Source organism: Caulobacter sp. DWR1-3-2b1 (assembly GCF_049895765.1).
Taxonomy (GTDB): domain Bacteria; phylum Pseudomonadota; class Alphaproteobacteria; order Caulobacterales; family Caulobacteraceae; genus Caulobacter.
Genome location: NZ_JAFCSZ010000027.1, coordinates 1 through 15,493, shown reverse-complemented (window position 1 = coordinate 15,493; position 15,493 = coordinate 1). Strand labels below are relative to the sequence as shown.

The window sequence follows — 15,493 nt, the reverse complement described above, 5'->3', positions numbered from 1 at the left end:
GTCGAGACCGAAAAATCAGTCCCCCCGGTCGCCCTTCATCAGCCGCGCCTTGTCGCGCTGCCAGTCCCGGGCGGCTTCGGTTTCGCGCTTGTCGTGGTTCTTCTTGCCCTTGGCGAGGCCAATCTCGAGCTTGGCCAAGCCCTTCTCGTTCCAATAGAGTTTGAGCGGGATCAGCGTGCGGCCGTCGCGCTGCACGGCGCCGATCAGCTTTTCGATCTGCTTCTTGTGCAACAGCAGCGTGCGGTGCCGACGCGGCTCGTGGTTGAAGCGATTGGCGTGACCGTAGGGCGGAATGTCGGCGTTGATCAGCTTGATCGTGCGACCTTCGACCGACGCATAGGACTCGGCGATATTGGCCCGGCCGACGCGCAAGCTCTTCACCTCGGTGCCGGTCAGCATGATGCCGGCCTCGAACACCTCCTCGATGAAGTAGTCGTACCGGGCGCGCCGGTTCTCCGCGATCGGCTTGGTCATCAGACCAGACCAGCCTCGCGCATGGCCTCCAGGATCGCCGGCTTCACGGCATCGCTGCAGGGCGCGATGGGGAGGCGCACGTCCGGCTCGCACAGGCCCAGATGGGCCATGGCGAACTTGGTCGGCGCGGGCGAGGAGTCGAGGAACAGGGCCTTGTGCAGCTTGATGAGGCGATCCTGGCCGTAGAGCGCGGTCTCCCATGCGCCTTGCATGCAGGCGTTGATGAAGGCCGAGCAGGCCTCGGGGGCGACGTTGGAGGTCACCGAGATCACGCCGTGGCCGCCATGAGCCATGTAGCCCAGCGCTGTCGGATCGTCGCCCGACAGCATCACCCAGTCCGGGCCGCACAGGACACGCTGCATGCTGGCGCGGACCAGGTCGCCGGTGGCGTCCTTGATACCGATGATGTTGGGCAGCTTGGACAGGCGCGCCAGGGTCTCGTTGGAGATGTCGACGCTGGCGCGGCTGGGTACGTTATAGACCAGCACCGGCAGCTGAACGGCGTCGTTGATCGCCTCGTAGTGGCGATACAGGCCTTCCTGGCTCGGACGATTGTAATAGGGCGTCACCACCAGCGCCGCATCAGCGCCGACCGCCTTGGCGTGCTGGGCCAGCTCGATGGCTTCGTCGGTCGAGTTCGAGCCCGCGCCGGCGATCACTGGCACGCGGCCCTTGACGGTCTGCACGCACAGCTCGACCACGCGCTTGTGTTCGTCGTGGCTCAGGGTCGAGGTTTCGCCAGTGGTGCCAACCGGCACGACGCCATGCACGCCGCCCGCAAGCTGGCGCTCGACGAGGGCCACAAAGGCCGCCTCGTCCACGGCGCCGTCGCGGAAGGGCGTAATCAGAGCGGGAATGACGCCCTTGAACGGAGAATGGACCATAACTTGCAATTTGCCGTGAGAAGGGCGCCGCGAAGGTTGCGGCAGGACGATCGGGGCGGACAATATGTCCCCACCCCGCCGTCCCGCAACCGGTGCGTCGGAGCAGGCAGCGGTTTGATGGGCCAAGCCCCAAGGGTCAACCCCTTGAGGCCTCAGAAAAACCGTTCCTTAGGTGTCTTCGGGTCAGATGGATCGCATAAGCGGCTGTCGGCTCGATTCGACGGTGCGTGAAGGAGAGCGGGTTTTGGCTTCAGTGTTGCATCGGATCATGTTCGGAAGCGCCGGTCTCGTTTTGCTTGGCAGCGTCGCGGGCGCCCAGACGTCTGGGCCCGTTCCGTACCAGTCGTTGTCGACGCGCGCCCTGATCACCACGCCGCCGACCGCGATCCCCGGTACGGTTTCCGACGTCGAGGCCGAGAACCTGCGCATGGCGCTCGCCGCCGCCAAGAGCGGCGACGTCTCCCGCGCCCGCATGGCGATGAGCAGCCTGCAGGATCCGTTGGCCCGCAAGATCGCCCTCTGGACCCTGGTCGACAGCTCGGCCGAGGCCATGAGTTTCTTCGAACTCGATTCTGCCCGTCGCGATCTGGCCGGTTGGCCCCGCGCCAGCCGTCGCGAGACCGCCGCCGAAAAGCAGCTTTCCGTTTCGGGCCTCAGCTCCGCCCAGACCATCGCCTGGTTCGGCGGCGGCCAGCCGGCAACCGCTGAAGGGGCGATGGCTCTGGCGTCAGCCTATCAGGCCAGCGGACGCAACCCGGAAGCCGTCGACCTGATCCGCCGCACCTGGCGCGACAAGCTCTTCGAGGCCGACGCTCAGCGCAGCATGGCCGCGCGGTTCGGCACGATGCTGACCGCCGACGACTATGCCCGCCGCGCTGACATCCTGCTTTATGGCCAGCAAGGCCCGGCGGCGCGCGATCTGGTCGATCTGCTGCCCGCCGACCAGCAAGCCGCCGCGCGCGTCCGCATGGCCTTCCGCCAAAACTCTGGCAGCGCCACCTCCCTGTTCGACAGCTTGGGTCCCCGCGATCAGGCCTCGCCGGGCGTGGTGTTTGAGCGCGCCGCCTATCTGCGCCGTCGCGGCCTAGACAGCTTCGCCCTGCAGTTGGTCCGCAATTTTCCCTCGCCGCCGCCGACCGAAGAAGCCGCCGCCGCGATCTGGAAAGAACGCCGCGCGCTGGTCGGCTCGGCCCTCAAGTCGGGCGACAGCCAGGGCGCCTATGCCGCCGCCGCCAATACCGGCCTGAGCGTCGGCGCCGACGCCGCAGAGGCCGAGTTCTTCGCCGGCTGGATCGCCCTGGCCCGTCTCAAGCGGCCCGACGACGCCGCCCGCCACTTCGCCACCATCGCCGCCATCGGCGCCTCGCCGATCACCAAGGGCCGGGCGCTCTACTGGCAGGGTCGCGCCGCTGAGGCCCAGGCCGACCCCATCGCCGCCCAGGCCTTCTATGCCGAGGGCGCGCGCCACATCACCACCTTCTATGGCCAGCTGGCGGCCGAGAAGGCGGGCCTGACCGAGCTGAAGCTCGACCGCGACCCGACCGTCACCCAAGCCGACCGCGCTCGCTTTTACGGCCGCGAGCTGGTGCGCGCCGCGCGGATGCTGGCCGATATTGGGGCCAGGGATCAGTTCCGGGCGATGGTGCTGTTCATCGACGACAACCTGCCTAATGCCGAGGAATCCGCCCTGCTGGTGGACTTCGCGCGCGGCTATGGCGACCAGGATCTGGGCATGCGCGCCGTGCGCACGGCGGCCCAGCGAGGCTTCATCCTGCCCGAGCGCGGCTATCCCCTGCTCGATCACCACTTCACGCCGGGTCCGGGCGCAGCCGAGACAGCCTTCGTCTATTCGATCTCGCGCCAGGAAAGCAATTTCGACCCCAATGCACGCTCGGGCGTTGGCGCGCGGGGCATGATGCAGCTCATGCCGCCTACCGCCGCCATCGTGGCGCGTCAGTTGGGCGAGCGCCACTCGATCGACCGTTTGTCAGATGCTTCCTACAACATGCGCCTGGGCTCGACCTATCTGGGCGACATGGTCGACAACTTCAGCGGCTCCTACATTATGGCCGCCGCCGCCTACAACGCCGGTCCTGGACGCCCCGCCGCATGGGTCACCCAGTGTGGCGACCCGCGTGGCGCGACCACCGATCCACTCGACTTCATCGAGTGCATCCCGTTCTCGGAGACCCGCAACTACGTGATGCGGACCCTGGAGACGACCATGGTCTATCGCGCTCGCCTCAATGGCGGGAGCACGCCCCTGACCCTGTCGCAGGAACTCAAGCGCGGCGGCTATGCCTATACGCCGTCGGTGGCCCAGGCGTATCAGCCTGCGACCCAGCCCTGAACTACAGTCGGCGGGCCGCCAGAACAGGCCCCGCCGACGTTTCCACCAGCGCGCCGTCCAGCTTGAACACCCGCGCCAGGATCTCTGGCGACAGCGCCACGCCAGGCGCGCCCTCGGAAACGATCCGCCCACCATCGATCACCGCGACCCGGTCGCAGCAGCGCGCGGCCAGGCTAAGGTCGTGCAGGGTGACCACCACCGCCGCGCCCGTGGCGGCCTCGGCGCGCAGCAGATCCAACGTCAGGAGCTGTGCGTCGGGGTCAAGGCCCGCGATGGGCTCGTCCGCCACCAGCAGCGGCGCGCGCGTGGTCAGCAGCCTTGCCAACAGCACCCTGGCCCGCTCGCCGCCCGACATGTCGAGCACGCCGCGCGCAGCCAGATCGGCCGCGCCGACCCGCGCCAGACGCTCGCGCGCCACGACCAGGGCCTGCGCATCCGGCAGATCAACCGCGCCCAGGCTGGCGACCCGCTCGGCGGGGAGGTTCCAGGCCAGCCGGCGATCTTGAGGCAGATAGCCCACGCGAGCGGCGCGGGCTCCGGCGGTCAGGGCTTCAAGGCGCTGGTCGCCCAGCCAGACCTCGCCATCGATCCTCGGCAGAAGACCAAGACCCGCCCGCAGCAGGCTGGTCTTGCCCGCGCCATTGGGACCGACCACGCCGACCACCTCGCCGGGGCTCACGACCAGGCTGGCTGCGTCCAGCACCAAGTTGCCGCCCTGCCGCGCCTTGACGCCGCTGATGGTCCAGGCTGCGGTCATGCCCGCCAGCTCCTTGAGGCCCGCCAAGCCAGCAGGGCGAAGGCCGGCGCGCCGAACAGCGCCGTGACCACGCCCAGCTTCAGTTCCTGATCGGTCGGCGCCAGGCGCGCCGCCAGATCGGCCAGCACCAGCAAAAGGGCGCCGGCCAAGGCCGAGGGCCAAAGGATCTGGCGCGGATCGTCCTTCACCAGCGCCCGCACCATGTGCGGCGCGGCCAGGCCAACGAACCCTATGACTCCCGCCCCGGCCACGGCGGCGCCGGTGAGCAGGGCCGAGCCAGCGACGGCGTAAACCCGCAGACGCGACATCGGCAGGCCCGACATCGCCGCCGCTTCCTCGCCCAGGGTCAGCATGCGCAAGCCTTGCCCCGCCTTCAGGCAGAGGGCGGCGCCGACCGCCATCGGGAGAAGCGCCTTCAAGCTGTCGGTCCAGTCGCGGTTCTCGACCGAGCCCATCAGCCAAGCCAGGACCTCGGCGATGGCGACCGGCGACGGCGCCAGGTTGAACACGAGCGCGGTCAAGGCTCCGCCGAACGCCGAGATAGCGACGCCCAGCAGGATCAGGGCCTCCGGCTCGCGAAGGCGAGCGGCGATGGCGACCACAGCTCCGCCGGCGACGAGGGCACCGGCCAGAGCCGCCAATTCAATGGCGCCGGGAATGGCCGCCAGTCCGCCGGCGATGGCCAGCGAGGCGCCCAGGCCCGACGCCGCCGAGACGCCCAGCACGCCCGGGTCGGCCAGAGGATTGCGCAGCAGGCCCTGCATGGTCGCCCCCGCCAGCCCCAGAGCTGCGCCCACAAGCGCCGCCATGGCGACGCGGGGCGCTCGAATGGTCCACAGCACCTCGCCCGGCGGCGATCCGGGACGAGCGAGCGCCTGGACGTATTGGTCGAACGCCAGCGGGGTTTCGCCCAGCAACACCGCAAGGCCGGTTGCGAGCGCTAGCAGGCCCAGCATGCCAAGACAGAGACGCGGCAGGCTCATCGGGCGCTCCGCGCCTGCGCCAATTGTGCGACCCCGTCCGCCGCGAACCAGGCCGGACATCCCACCACCGCGCCGGGCAAGGCAGTGATCGTGCGATCCTTCGTCGTCCGCTCGAGGGCCGCGTGACGCCCGGCGCCCCAGCGGTCAGAGCCCGCGCGGGTCAGGTCGAAGAAGCCCAGCACCACGGCGCGCGGCGGCGCCATCACCAGGCTCTCCAACGGCACGGGACTGAAGAAGGGTCCGGTGCTGGCGTTCGACAGCCCCGAAGCCTTCAGCATGGCGTCGATCAGGGTGCCGCTTCCGGCCGTATAGCCGCCCGGCGTCAGATAGAGGGCGGTCTCGCCCTTCCAGGCGCCGTCGGCGGCTTGCAGCTGGCCGTCCATGCGCGCAATCACCGCCTCGCCCGCCGCCTGGCGATCCAGGGCCTGAGCGACACGCCGGACATTGGCCCGCACCGCTTCGAAGTCGGCGGCGTCGTCGATCCTGACCGTGCGAACGCCGCGCCGCTCCAGGGCCGAGACCAGCCGCGCGTCGCCGCCCCAATGGCGGACCACGACCTGGGGCCGGGCCGCGACCAGGCTCTCGACCGTGGCGCGGCGACGGGGCAGCCCGGCCGAGGCCTTGCGCATATAGGAATCCGGCGCGCCGGCCCGGTGAGACAGGCCGACGATCGTCTCGCGCGGCGCCAAGGCCAGGACATATTGGTCGGCGCAGGAATCAAGGGACATCACGCGCGGGCTCGCCGCGACGGCCGGCTGGACGAGCACCATCGCCGCCGCAACGGCGCAGAACGCACGGACGATGGTCACCCGATCAGTCCGCGACCAGACCGCTCAGCAGCCCGTCCAGCATCAAGGCCATCAGCTCCTCGGACGACGACCATGTGCGGTTGGGCTTGGTGATCAGCAGTGAAACCAGGCCGTGGCAACCCGCCCACAGCACCTCGGCGGCGCTCTGCGCCGTGCCCGACTTCAGGCGTCCGACGGCGGCGATCTCGCGGAAGGGCTCGCTGAACTTCTCAAAGCAGCGGTCGCCCAGTTCCAGGGTGCCGGCCTGCTTCTCCACCGAAATGCTCGCCCCGGAGCCGCAGAACACCAGTTCGTAGGTGTTGGGATTCTCCAGAGCGAAGCGCATGTACGCCTCCAGCATCAGCCGGACCCGCGAAACGGGATTGATGGGGCGCGCCGAGATGTCGATATTGAGGTTCAGCAGCCGCTCGATCGCACCATCGCTGATCTCGAGGAGGATCTGGTCCTTGTCGCGAAAGTGCATGTAGAGGGCGGTGGAAGACACCCCGACCGCATCGGCGATCTTGCGAATGGTCGCGCCGGCATAGCCCTCGGCGATGAAAATCTTCTCGGCCGCCGCCAGGATTTCGCCGCGACGCAAGTGCCCGTCGCCCTTCGGCTTGCGAGCGGACTTATGCGGCTTCTTCAAAACAAGCGTCACGGCCTGCATTTCCCCTGCGTTTCCCCAACCTCCGACACTAAACGGGAATCACCCAGCCGTCACAAGGCGACACGGCATCCAACCTAAAACGCGTGTTTTTATGTTTGACACCTATTGGTTGTGCTGATTCTAGTGATCGCGCGAAGATCGAGCGGACCAGCCGGGGGGGCGATATGGCGCGCGAAGAGCGGGGCGTCTCGCCCAAGGTGGCCGTGGCCGCCGCCCCATTTACCCCGGACTACATCGTCCAGCCTGCTTCGCCAGTCGCCGAGGGCGCCCATGTCACTTTTGGCAAATGGCAAAGAACCACGGTTGTCGCCCTGCTGCTGAGCCTTCTCTTGATCGGCGTGCTGGCGCCAAGCCAATTGCTGTGGGGGCTTTATGGGCTGTTCTACAGCGCTTTTATCGCCGGTGCGATGATCCGGCTGGCCGCGATCCTGACGCCGCCACGCAAGAGCGTCTGCCCTGCGCTCGCCGATCACGCCCTGCCGCACTACACGCTGATCGTGCCGCTCTACCGCGAGGCCGAAGTGGCCTGCGAACTGGTCGCCAATCTGGCTCGGCTGGACTATCCGCGCGATCGCCTGCAGGCCCTGATTGTTCTGGAAGCGGACGATCTGGCGACGCGTTCGGCCTTTCACGCCCTGGACCTGCCCTCCTTCATCCAGGTTCTGGTCGCGCCGCCGGGCGAGCCGCGCACCAAGCCCCGGGCGTGCAACATCGCCCTGGAACTCGCCAAGGGGAGCCTCGTCGTCATCTATGACGCCGAGGATGCTCCCGATCCGCAGCAGTTGCGCGAAGCGGCGGCGCGGTTCGCGGCGGATGCGGCCGATCTGGCCTGCCTCCAGGCGCCGTTGTTGATCGAGACCCCGCGCTACCTGGCCTTCATCGCCGAGCAGTTCCGGCTGGAATATGCCGCCCTCTTCCAGGTGCTCCTGCCGGCCTATGCGCGCTGGGGCCTGCCGTTCCCGCTGGGCGGAACCAGTAATCACTTCAAGATCTCGGCCCTGCGGGCGGTCGGCGGCTGGGACGCCTATAACGTCACCGAAGACGCCGATATCGGCTTTCGCCTGGCCTCGGCCGGCTACAGGCTGGGTGTCATCGAGCGCCCCACCCTCGAAACGGCGCCCACCTCGCTGGATCAGTGGGGCCCGCAACGGGCTCGCTGGATCAAGGGCCATCTGCAAACCCTGGCCGTCCATCTCCGCGGCGAGGCGCGGCGACAGCCTCGCACCCTCCTGGCCCTGATCGTGACTTTGGGCATCCCCATCGCCGCCTCGAACCTTCACGCCCCGGCCATGTTGATCGCCGGGGTTGGCATGGCGGTAAACTGGTCGGCCGACGGCGAGCTTTCGGTGACCCTGGGCGACCTCACCCTCTACATGTTCGGCTGGGTCGTCTCGGCGGCCTGCGCGGCGGTCGGACTGCTACGGTCGGGCGAGCGGCCGCGCTTCCTGCATCTGTTCGGCATGGTCGCCTACTGGATGATGTGGATCTTCGCCTCGCCGCGCGCCGTGTGGCAATTCTTCTTCGCGCCGCATCGCTGGGACAAGACCCGCCACACGCCGCGCACTGGACGGCCAACGCCCTGAAAGCGTATGGCGAGGCGATGAGCCCGCAGATCGCCGCCGCCGCCCTTGTCATGCGCACCACCGGCTGGAGCGACTACGCCCTGCTGGACAGCGGCGCCGGCAAGAAGCTGGAACGCTATGGCCCCTATACGGTCGTGCGCCCCGAGCCGCAGTGCCTCTGGTCGCCGCGCCTGCCAGCCAAGGCCTGGGAGGACGCGGATGCTGTGTTCGACCCCTCCGACGAGGACGAGGCCGGCCGCTGGCGCTTCAAGGGCAAGCCCATCGAGAAATTTCCTCTGGGCTGGGGCGAGGCCAAGTTCCACGGTCAGTTCACACCCTTCCGCCATCTGGCCTTCTTTCCCGAACAAGCCGCCAACTGGGCTTGGCAGGACCAGCGAGTGCGGGCGTTCGCCAAAGCTTCAGGTCGCCAGCCCAAGGTCCTGAATCTGTTTGGCTATACAGGCGTCGCCTCGCTGGTTTGCGCCGCCGCCGGCGCGGCCGTGACCCATGTGGACGCCTCCAAGAAGTCGGTCGGTTTCGCCCGCGAGAACGCCGCCTTCGCCGGGTTTGAGGACAAGCCAATCCGCTGGATCGTCGAGGACGCCCGCAAGTTCGTGGCCCGCGAGGTCCGTCGCGGCAATGTCTATGACGGCATCATCCTGGATCCGCCCAAGTTCGGACGCGGCGCGGACGGCGAAGTCTGGCGGCTGTTCGAGGATCTGACCGAACTCACGACCAACTGCGCCCAACTGCTGTCCGACGACGCCTCGTTCCTGCTGATGAACGCCTATGCCGCGCGCATCTCGGGCGCCGCGATGTCGGGCCTGCTGGCCCAGGTGCTGGACGGCCGCAGCGGTGTCATCGACTGGGGCGAGCTTTCGCTGGTCGAGGAAAAGGGCGACCGCCAGATCGGCCTGTCGTTCTTCGCGCGTTGGTCTTCGGAAGGCTGAACGCGATGAACGCCCCCATGCAAGCCAAGACTGTCACGTCCCTCTCGAACAACACCGTCAAGGCCGTCCGCGCCCTGCACATGCGCAAGGAGCGCGAGGACAGCGGCCTGTTCCTGGCCGAGGGCCTGAAGATCGTTATCGAGGCGATCGACTGCGGCCACGCGCCCAAGATCATCATGTATGGCCGCGACGCCGCCGACCATCCGATGCTGCAAAAGGCCTCGCAGGCCTGTCTGAAGGCGGGCGGCGAAGTCATTGAGGTCAATCGGGAAATCCTTGAGAAGGTCTCGCGCCGCGATAACCCCCAGGCCGTGGTCGGCGTGTTCAGCCAGGTGTTCACGCCGCTGGACGCCATCGTGCCGCAAAGCGCGCCCTGCTGGGTGGCGATGCAGGCCGTGCGCGACCCGGGCAACCTGGGCACCGTCATCCGCACCGCCGACGCGGCCGGCTGCGGCGGGGTGATCCTGATCGGCGACTGCGTCGATCCCTATTCCGTCGAGGGCGTCCGCGCGACGATGGGTTCGATCTTCGCGGTGAAGATCGCCAAGGCGACGATCCAGGAGTTCCTGGCCTGGCGCGAGACTTGGCCCGGCTCAGTGGTCGGCACCCTGCTAACCGCCACGGTCGATCACAAGTCCGCCGACTATGTGAAGCCGTCCCTGATCCTGATGGGCAACGAGCAGCAGGGCCTACCGCCGGAACTGGCCGCAGCCTGCGACGTCAACGTCAAGATCCCGATGCGCGGCCGGGCGGATAGCCTGAACCTGTCGGTGGCGACGGGGATCATGATCTACACGGTGACGGGGTAACGGTCCTACCCCCCCGCGGACGAGGCGGCCGAAGGCCGGTGGGGGAAGACCGCAATGACTTTGCAAATCACTTCCCCCTCCGTCGGCTTAGCCGACACCTCCCCCGCTAGGGGGAGGATTTAGGTCCCCCTAGGCTTAGCCCTAGTCGTCGGCGCGGCCGCTGCCGGATCGTCCGGCCAGACATGCCGGGGATAGCGCCCCTTCATCTCGACCTTCACCTCGCGCCACGAGCCCTTCCAGAAGCCCGGCAGATCCCGCGTGATCTGGATCGGCTTATGGCCCGGCGACAGCAGCGACAGCACCAGCGGGATCTTGCCGCCGGCGATGCTGGGATGCTCGGTGAGGCCAAACAGCTCCTGTACCCGGATGTCGATGCGCGGCCCGGCCTCGGCGGCGTAGTCGATGGCCACCGTGGTGCCGGTCGGGGCCTTGAACCGGGCTGGCAGGGCGGCATCGATCTTCTGCTGGGCGTCCCAAGGGATAAGCGAGCGGATCGCGCCGTCCAGAGCGCTCTCGTCCAGCGCCGACAGGGACGAGCGGCCGTGCAGTAGCGGCTCCAGCCATTCATCCAGCCGATCCAGCAGAGCCACGCCCGACAGGTCGGGCCAGGTGTCGCCATCGAGCGCGCGCAGAAAAGCGACGCGGTCGCGCAGGCCCTGAACGCCATCGCCCAGACGCAGCGCCGACAGTCCCTCCGAACGCACCTGGTCCAGCAAGGCTTTGGTGATTAGGGCCGGGTCCGGCTTGTCAATCAACCGCTCCTCCAGCACCAACTTGCCCAGGCGCAGCAGGCGCTTGGCGCGGACCTTGCCGCCCGGGCCGGTTTCCAGCCGGTCCTCGGCGGTGAGCCGGTCGGCAAAGGCTTCGCGCAGGGCGACTTCGTCGACAGCGGCGGCCAGCAGGATGCGGTCGCGACTGTCGCCGCCGCCCAGTTCCCCCACGGCCAGCCAGGTTTCGCGGGCCAGGGGATCGGTCGGCTCCATATAGACGCCGCGTCCGCCCGCCAGCTGGAACTCGCCTGGCTTGCCCCGCGCCCGAGCCACCCGCTCGGGATAGGCCTCGGCCAGCATCAGTCCGTCGTCCAGCGGCGTCGCGCCGGACGGCTTGCCCGCCGCGCGCGCCCAGCGGTCGACGAGGGCCTGGGCGTCCCTGGCCCTTGGAGAGCGGTCGCGACCGAGGTTCTCCAGTCGCCGGCGCAGATCGGTCTCGCGGCCGCCCAAGCCCTGTTCGGTCAGCAAGGCGGCAACCTCGGCCCCGCGTCTCGCCTGCCCCGAGGCGGCGGCGCGGACCACCATGTGGGCGATGCGCGGCGGCAAGGGCATCTCGGCCAGAGCCTTGCCGTGGGCGGTGAGGTCACCGTGGGCGTCCAACGCCTGGATACGCTGCAACAGGGTGCGCGCCTCGGCATAGGCGGCGGCTGGCGGCGGATCCATGAAGCAAAGCCCCGAGGCGTCGCGCGCCCCCCACCGGGCCAAATCCAAAGCAAGACGCGAAAGGTCGGCCTCAAGGATCTCCGGGCGCGCGAAGGCGGGCAGAGACCGGGTCTCCGCCTCATCCCACAGGCGGTAGCAGACGCCAGGCTCGGTCCGCCCTGCCCGGCCCCGGCGCTGATCGGCGGCGGCGCGGCTGACGCGGACGGTGTCGAGCCGGGTGATGCCGCTGGCCGGATCGTAGCGGGGCACGCGGGCCAGACCGCAGTCGATCACCACGCGCACGCCCTGGATGGTCAGGCTGGTCTCGGCGATGGAGGTGGCCAGCACTACCTTGCGACGCCCCGGCGCGGTGGGCGCGATGGCGCGATCCTGGGCGCCGGGCTCCAGCGCGCCATAAAGCGGGGCCAGATCGACGTCGGGGCGGCGCAGGCGCTCGGTCAGCCAACTCTCGACGCGACGGATTTCGCCCTGCCCTGGCAGGAAGACCAGCAGGCTGCCGGTCTCCTCTGCCAAAGCCCACTCTACGGCCCGACCGACCCGTTCTTCAAGCCGCAGACGGTCGTCGCGGCCCAGATGGCGGGTGTCGACCGGGAACATCCGTCCCTGGCTCTCGATCACCGGTGCGTCACCCAGCAGTGACGAGACCCTTGCCCCGTCCAGGGTGGCCGACATGACCAGCAGGCGGAGATCCTCGCGCAGCAGTCCCTGAATGTCGCGGGCGAAGGCAAGGCCAAGGTCCGCGTCGAGGCTGCGCTCGTGAAATTCGTCGAACAGGACGGCTGCGACGCTCTCTAGACCCGGGTCGTCGAGAATCATCCGGGTAAAGACGCCTTCGGTCACCACCTCGATGCGGGTGCGGGCCGAGACCCTGGACTGCAGACGCACGCGAAAGCCCACGGTTTCACCAACCGCCTCGCCCAGGGTCGAGGCCATGCGTGTCGCGGCGGCCCGAGCGGCCAGCCGGCGAGGCTCCAGCACGATGATCTTGCGCCCCTCGACCCAGGGTTCCCCCAACAGGGCCAAGGGAACGGCGGTGGTCTTGCCCGCGCCAGGCGGGGCCACAAGGACCGTCGCATGGGAAGCGAGCATCGCCGCCTTCAGCGCGGGCAGGACATTCTCGATCGGCAGCATCACGGGGAGGCATAGACCCTCAAAACGGTCTCGTCACCGCAAGGCGTTGCGCGACGGCGCCTCTCTGACTAACGTCGCGACCCAATGCCTGACTAGCGGGGGTTCGCTGGTCGTTGGGGAAAAGAAACACATGGCCGGAAACAGGCTGTTCCTGAAGAAGTCGATTGCGAGCATCCAGAAGGAAGCCGCGCACAGCCAGCTGAAACGCACGCTGGGTCCTCTCAACCTGATGAGCCTGGGTATCGGCGCCATCATCGGCGCTGGCATCTTCGTGCTGACCGGCCAGGTGGCCTCGGCCAATGCAGGCCCGGCGATCATGCTGTCGTTCATCGTCGCCGGCATCGCCTGCGGCTTGGCCGGCCTCTGCTATGCGGAACTGGCTTCCACAATGCCGGTCTCCGGCTCAGCCTACACCTACGCCTACGGCACCCTGGGCGAGGTTTTCGCCTGGATCATGGGTTGGCTGCTGGTCCTGGAATATGGCGTCGCGGCCTCGACCGTCGCGGTTGGCTGGTCAGGCTATGTTGTGAGCACGCTTCACGCGTTCGGGGTAGATTTCCCGACCATCACCGTCGCCGGCGCCGAGGCTCCCATGTGGGCCACACCGCTGATCCAGGCCGTTTCCACACCCGATGGCGGGACCACTTTCGCCCTCACCGGCACACTGAACATCGTCGCCGCAATCGGCATTGCGCTGGTTTCGGCCCTGCTGGTGCTAGGCGTCAGCGAGTCGGCCAACGTCAACAACGTGATCGTCGTTATTAAGGTGATCGTGTTGCTGGTGTTCATCGCCGTAGGCATTCAATACATCAATCCTGCCAACTGGAGCCCCTTCATCCCAGCTCCGACCGGCCAGCCGGGTGAGTTCGGCGTCAGCGGCGTCTTCCGCGGCGCAGCGATCATCTTCTTCGCCTATGTCGGTTTTGAAGCGGTCTCGACCGCCGCAGCCGAAGCCAAGAACCCGTCCAGGGACGTACCAATCGGCATCCTGGGCGCTCTGGTCATCTGCACCCTGATCTATATGGCCGTCGCCGCCGTCATGACCGGCGTCGTTCCCTACAAGGAACTGGCCAGCCCGGCCCCAATCGCGGTCGCCATCGACCGCATGGCCCTGGAATGGGCCGATGTTCCCTATGCGGCGGCTGAGGGCGGCAAGCTGAACCTGATCAGCATCGCCATCAAGATCGGCGCGATCACCGGTCTGTCCTCGGTCATGCTGGTGCTGTGCTACGGCCAAACCCGGATCTTCTACACCATGGCCCGCGACGGCCTGCTGCCGAAAGTGTTCGCCGCGATCCACCCGAAGTTCCGCACCCCATGGATGGGCACCATCCTGCTGGGTCTGGTGATCGCCATCGCAGCCTCATTCCTCCCGATCAGCCTGCTGGGTGATCTGGTGTCGCTGGGTACGGCCGTGGCCTTCTCGATCGTCTGCTTGTCTGTGATCTATCTGCGCATCAAGCACCCGGACCTGCCGCGTCCCTTCCGCGTGCCTGGTGGCATCGCCACCGCCGTCTGTGGCATTCTGGCCTGTCTGTTCCTGGCCTATCAGAACTTCCAGCCGATGATCGTCCACGCGATGAACAACAACCCGCTGCCCCTGATGATCCTGGGCGGTTATGCGGCGGTCGGTGCGGTGGTTTACATCGCCTACGGCTTCTGGAACTCGAAGCTCGCCAAGGGCATCGACATCACCGAGGACAGCGAACTGAACTCGCCTGCCCAAGCCATGGGCCGCGGCGTGGACGACGTGAAGTAACCAACCTTCCTCGTCGAAACCGATTGAAGGCCCGGGAGCAATCCCGGGCCTTCTTTCTTGCGCGCTCGCCAGCCTTTATGATGGCCGTAGAAGGAGTTCCCGTGAGCCAAGCCCAACCCCCGATCCGCGCTGTCATCGCGCCAGTCACGCCCCTGCAGCAGAACTGCACCATCGTCTGGTGCGCCAAAACGCTGAAGGCCGCCGTCATCGATCCGGGCGGCGAGGTTCCGCGTCTGATGAAGGCTATCGCTGACCAGGGCCTGACCTTGGAGAAGATCTGGATCACTCACGGCCACATGGACCACGCTGGCGGCGCGGCCGAGCTCAAGCGCCTGACGGGCGTCCCGATCGAGGGTCCCCACAAGGACGACCAGTTCTGGATCGACCAGATCCAGATGTCGGGCGAAATGTACGGCATTCCCGAAGCCCGCAGCTTCGTCACCGACCGCTGGCTGGACGATGGCGACGTGGTCACCCTGGGCGGGACGGAGTTCGAGGTTCTGCACTGCCCTGGCCACACGCCGGGCCACGTAATCTTCTTCCATCGCGAGGCGCGCTTCGCTCAGGTGGGAGACGTGCTGTTCCAGGGCTCCATCGGCCGCACCGACTTCCCGCGGGGTAATCACCAGAACCTGCTGGACTCCATCACTCAGAAGCTGTGGCCCCTGGGCGGCGATGTCCGCTTCGTGCCCGGCCATGGCCCGATGTCGAGCTTCGCGGCCGAGCGGCGCAGCAATCCCTATGTCAGCGACCTGGCCATTGAGGCCGCCAACATCCAGGGGGCTGACTTCGTGATTCCGAAGAACATGTCTCCGGGGTGATCGCCTAGATGTTTGGTCCCGGACTTTGATGGGTTGGATCGACGTTGAATCTGTCGGGCTCTTTTGTCCAGATTTTGCAGATGTATTCGTATGGGGTCAGGCCGTTGAGGGTCTTCAGACGG

13 protein-coding genes and 1 pseudogene are annotated in these 15,493 nt (G+C 67.5%); 6 read left to right on the top strand and 8 right to left on the bottom strand.

Going from position 1 to position 15,493, the window contains the following annotated elements; translation table 11 throughout:
• Positions 1 to 15 precede the first annotated feature (15 nt).
• Positions 16 to 474, bottom strand: coding sequence for an SsrA-binding protein SmpB (smpB, locus tag ACP69S_RS18210; RefSeq protein ID WP_425999650.1), 459 nt, complete (start codon positions 472 to 474; stop codon positions 16 to 18).
• Complete coding sequence (dapA, locus tag ACP69S_RS18205; RefSeq protein ID WP_425999648.1) at positions 474 to 1,358, bottom strand: 4-hydroxy-tetrahydrodipicolinate synthase; 885 nt, start codon at positions 1,356 to 1,358, stop codon at positions 474 to 476. Before dapA ends, smpB begins: the two co-directional genes overlap by 1 nt.
• A gap of 268 nt (positions 1,359 to 1,626) precedes the next feature.
• Between dapA and ACP69S_RS18200 the strand changes: the two genes are divergently transcribed.
• Positions 1,627 to 3,708 (top strand): transglycosylase SLT domain-containing protein, encoded by a 2,082-nt coding sequence (locus ACP69S_RS18200; protein ID WP_425999647.1) that lies wholly within the window; start codon positions 1,627 to 1,629, stop codon positions 3,706 to 3,708.
• A 1-nt stretch (position 3,709) separates the two neighbouring features.
• On the opposite strand, the gene ACP69S_RS18195 is transcribed toward ACP69S_RS18200, so the two are convergent.
• The 4 genes from ACP69S_RS18195 to ACP69S_RS18180 are packed head-to-tail and all read right to left on the bottom strand — an operon-like array spanning position 3,710 to position 6,897.
• Entirely contained in the window at positions 3,710 to 4,465 is a 756-nt protein-coding gene (locus ACP69S_RS18195; protein ID WP_425999645.1) for an ABC transporter ATP-binding protein, read from the bottom strand.
• Entirely contained in the window at positions 4,462 to 5,508 is a 1,047-nt protein-coding gene (locus ACP69S_RS18190; protein ID WP_425999643.1) for a FecCD family ABC transporter permease, read from the bottom strand. Before ACP69S_RS18190 ends, ACP69S_RS18195 begins: the two co-directional genes overlap by 4 nt.
• On the bottom strand, positions 5,445 to 6,257 hold the full coding sequence (locus ACP69S_RS18185) for an ABC transporter substrate-binding protein (RefSeq protein ID WP_425999642.1): 813 nt from the start codon (positions 6,255 to 6,257) through the stop codon (positions 5,445 to 5,447). The genes ACP69S_RS18190 and ACP69S_RS18185 overlap by 64 nt, the downstream gene beginning before the upstream one ends.
• Positions 6,258 to 6,261: 4 nt before the next feature.
• On the bottom strand, positions 6,262 to 6,897 hold the full coding sequence (locus ACP69S_RS18180; RefSeq protein WP_425999640.1) for a TetR/AcrR family transcriptional regulator: 636 nt from the start codon (positions 6,895 to 6,897) through the stop codon (positions 6,262 to 6,264).
• A 173-nt stretch (positions 6,898 to 7,070) separates the two neighbouring features.
• Here ACP69S_RS18180 and ACP69S_RS18175 point away from each other — a divergent pair, with 173 nt between their 5' ends.
• Genes ACP69S_RS18175 through ACP69S_RS18165 form a run of 3 tightly spaced genes read left to right on the top strand, consistent with a single transcriptional unit; the run spans position 7,071 to position 10,227 of the window.
• Entirely contained in the window at positions 7,071 to 8,489 is a 1,419-nt protein-coding gene (locus tag ACP69S_RS18175; protein ID WP_425999638.1) for a glycosyltransferase family 2 protein, read from the top strand.
• A gap of 17 nt (positions 8,490 to 8,506) precedes the next feature.
• Positions 8,507 to 9,418 (top strand): class I SAM-dependent methyltransferase, encoded by a 912-nt coding sequence (locus ACP69S_RS18170; RefSeq protein ID WP_425999637.1) that lies wholly within the window; start codon positions 8,507 to 8,509, stop codon positions 9,416 to 9,418.
• Positions 9,419 to 9,435: 17 nt separating this feature from the next.
• Entirely contained in the window at positions 9,436 to 10,227 is a 792-nt protein-coding gene (locus tag ACP69S_RS18165) for a TrmH family RNA methyltransferase (protein WP_425999636.1), read from the top strand.
• A 119-nt stretch (positions 10,228 to 10,346) separates the two neighbouring features.
• On the opposite strand, the gene hrpB is transcribed toward ACP69S_RS18165, so the two are convergent.
• Positions 10,347 to 12,791 (bottom strand): ATP-dependent helicase HrpB, encoded by a 2,445-nt coding sequence (hrpB, locus tag ACP69S_RS18160; protein ID WP_425999635.1) that lies wholly within the window; start codon positions 12,789 to 12,791, stop codon positions 10,347 to 10,349.
• A 130-nt stretch (positions 12,792 to 12,921) separates the two neighbouring features.
• Here hrpB and ACP69S_RS18155 point away from each other — a divergent pair, with 130 nt between their 5' ends.
• Together ACP69S_RS18155 and ACP69S_RS18150 are read left to right on the top strand one after the other, a co-directional pair.
• The gene (locus tag ACP69S_RS18155) at positions 12,922 to 14,550 is read left to right on the top strand and encodes an amino acid permease (RefSeq protein ID WP_425999633.1); all 1,629 of its coding nucleotides are present in this window, start codon (positions 12,922 to 12,924) and stop codon (positions 14,548 to 14,550) included.
• Positions 14,551 to 14,651: 101 nt separating this feature from the next.
• A complete protein-coding gene (locus ACP69S_RS18150; RefSeq protein ID WP_425999631.1) occupies positions 14,652 to 15,371 on the top strand; it encodes an MBL fold metallo-hydrolase in 720 nt (239 codons plus the stop codon).
• A gap of 4 nt (positions 15,372 to 15,375) precedes the next feature.
• On the opposite strand, the pseudogene ACP69S_RS18145 reads toward ACP69S_RS18150, so the two are convergent.
• A pseudogene (locus tag ACP69S_RS18145) lies at positions 15,376 to 15,493 on the bottom strand (IS481 family transposase); the annotation flags it as partial.

What these genes read in the sequence shown, in the direction of transcription:
- ACP69S_RS18165 (WP_425999636.1), top strand. Translation starts at nt 9,436, where the DNA reads ATGCAAGCCAAGACTGTCACGTCCCTCTCGAACAACACCGTCAAGGCC.
- ACP69S_RS18175 (WP_425999638.1), top strand. Translation starts at nt 7,071, where the DNA reads ATGGCGCGCGAAGAGCGGGGCGTCTCGCCCAAGGTGGCCGTGGCCGCC.
- ACP69S_RS18190 (WP_425999643.1), bottom strand. Translation starts at nt 5,508, where the DNA reads ATGTCCGGCCTGGTTCGCGGCGGACGGGGTCGCACAATTGGCGCAGGC.
- ACP69S_RS18200 (WP_425999647.1), top strand. Translation starts at nt 1,627, where the DNA reads ATGTTCGGAAGCGCCGGTCTCGTTTTGCTTGGCAGCGTCGCGGGCGCC.
- ACP69S_RS18170 (WP_425999637.1), top strand. Translation starts at nt 8,507, where the DNA reads ATGAGCCCGCAGATCGCCGCCGCCGCCCTTGTCATGCGCACCACCGGC.
- smpB (WP_425999650.1), bottom strand. Translation starts at nt 474, where the DNA reads ATGACCAAGCCGATCGCGGAGAACCGGCGCGCCCGGTACGACTACTTC.
- ACP69S_RS18155 (WP_425999633.1), top strand. Translation starts at nt 12,922, where the DNA reads ATGGCCGGAAACAGGCTGTTCCTGAAGAAGTCGATTGCGAGCATCCAG.
- ACP69S_RS18195 (WP_425999645.1), bottom strand. Translation starts at nt 4,465, where the DNA reads ATGACCGCAGCCTGGACCATCAGCGGCGTCAAGGCGCGGCAGGGCGGC.
- hrpB (WP_425999635.1), bottom strand. Translation starts at nt 12,791, where the DNA reads ATGCTGCCGATCGAGAATGTCCTGCCCGCGCTGAAGGCGGCGATGCTC.
- dapA (WP_425999648.1), bottom strand. Translation starts at nt 1,358, where the DNA reads ATGGTCCATTCTCCGTTCAAGGGCGTCATTCCCGCTCTGATTACGCCC.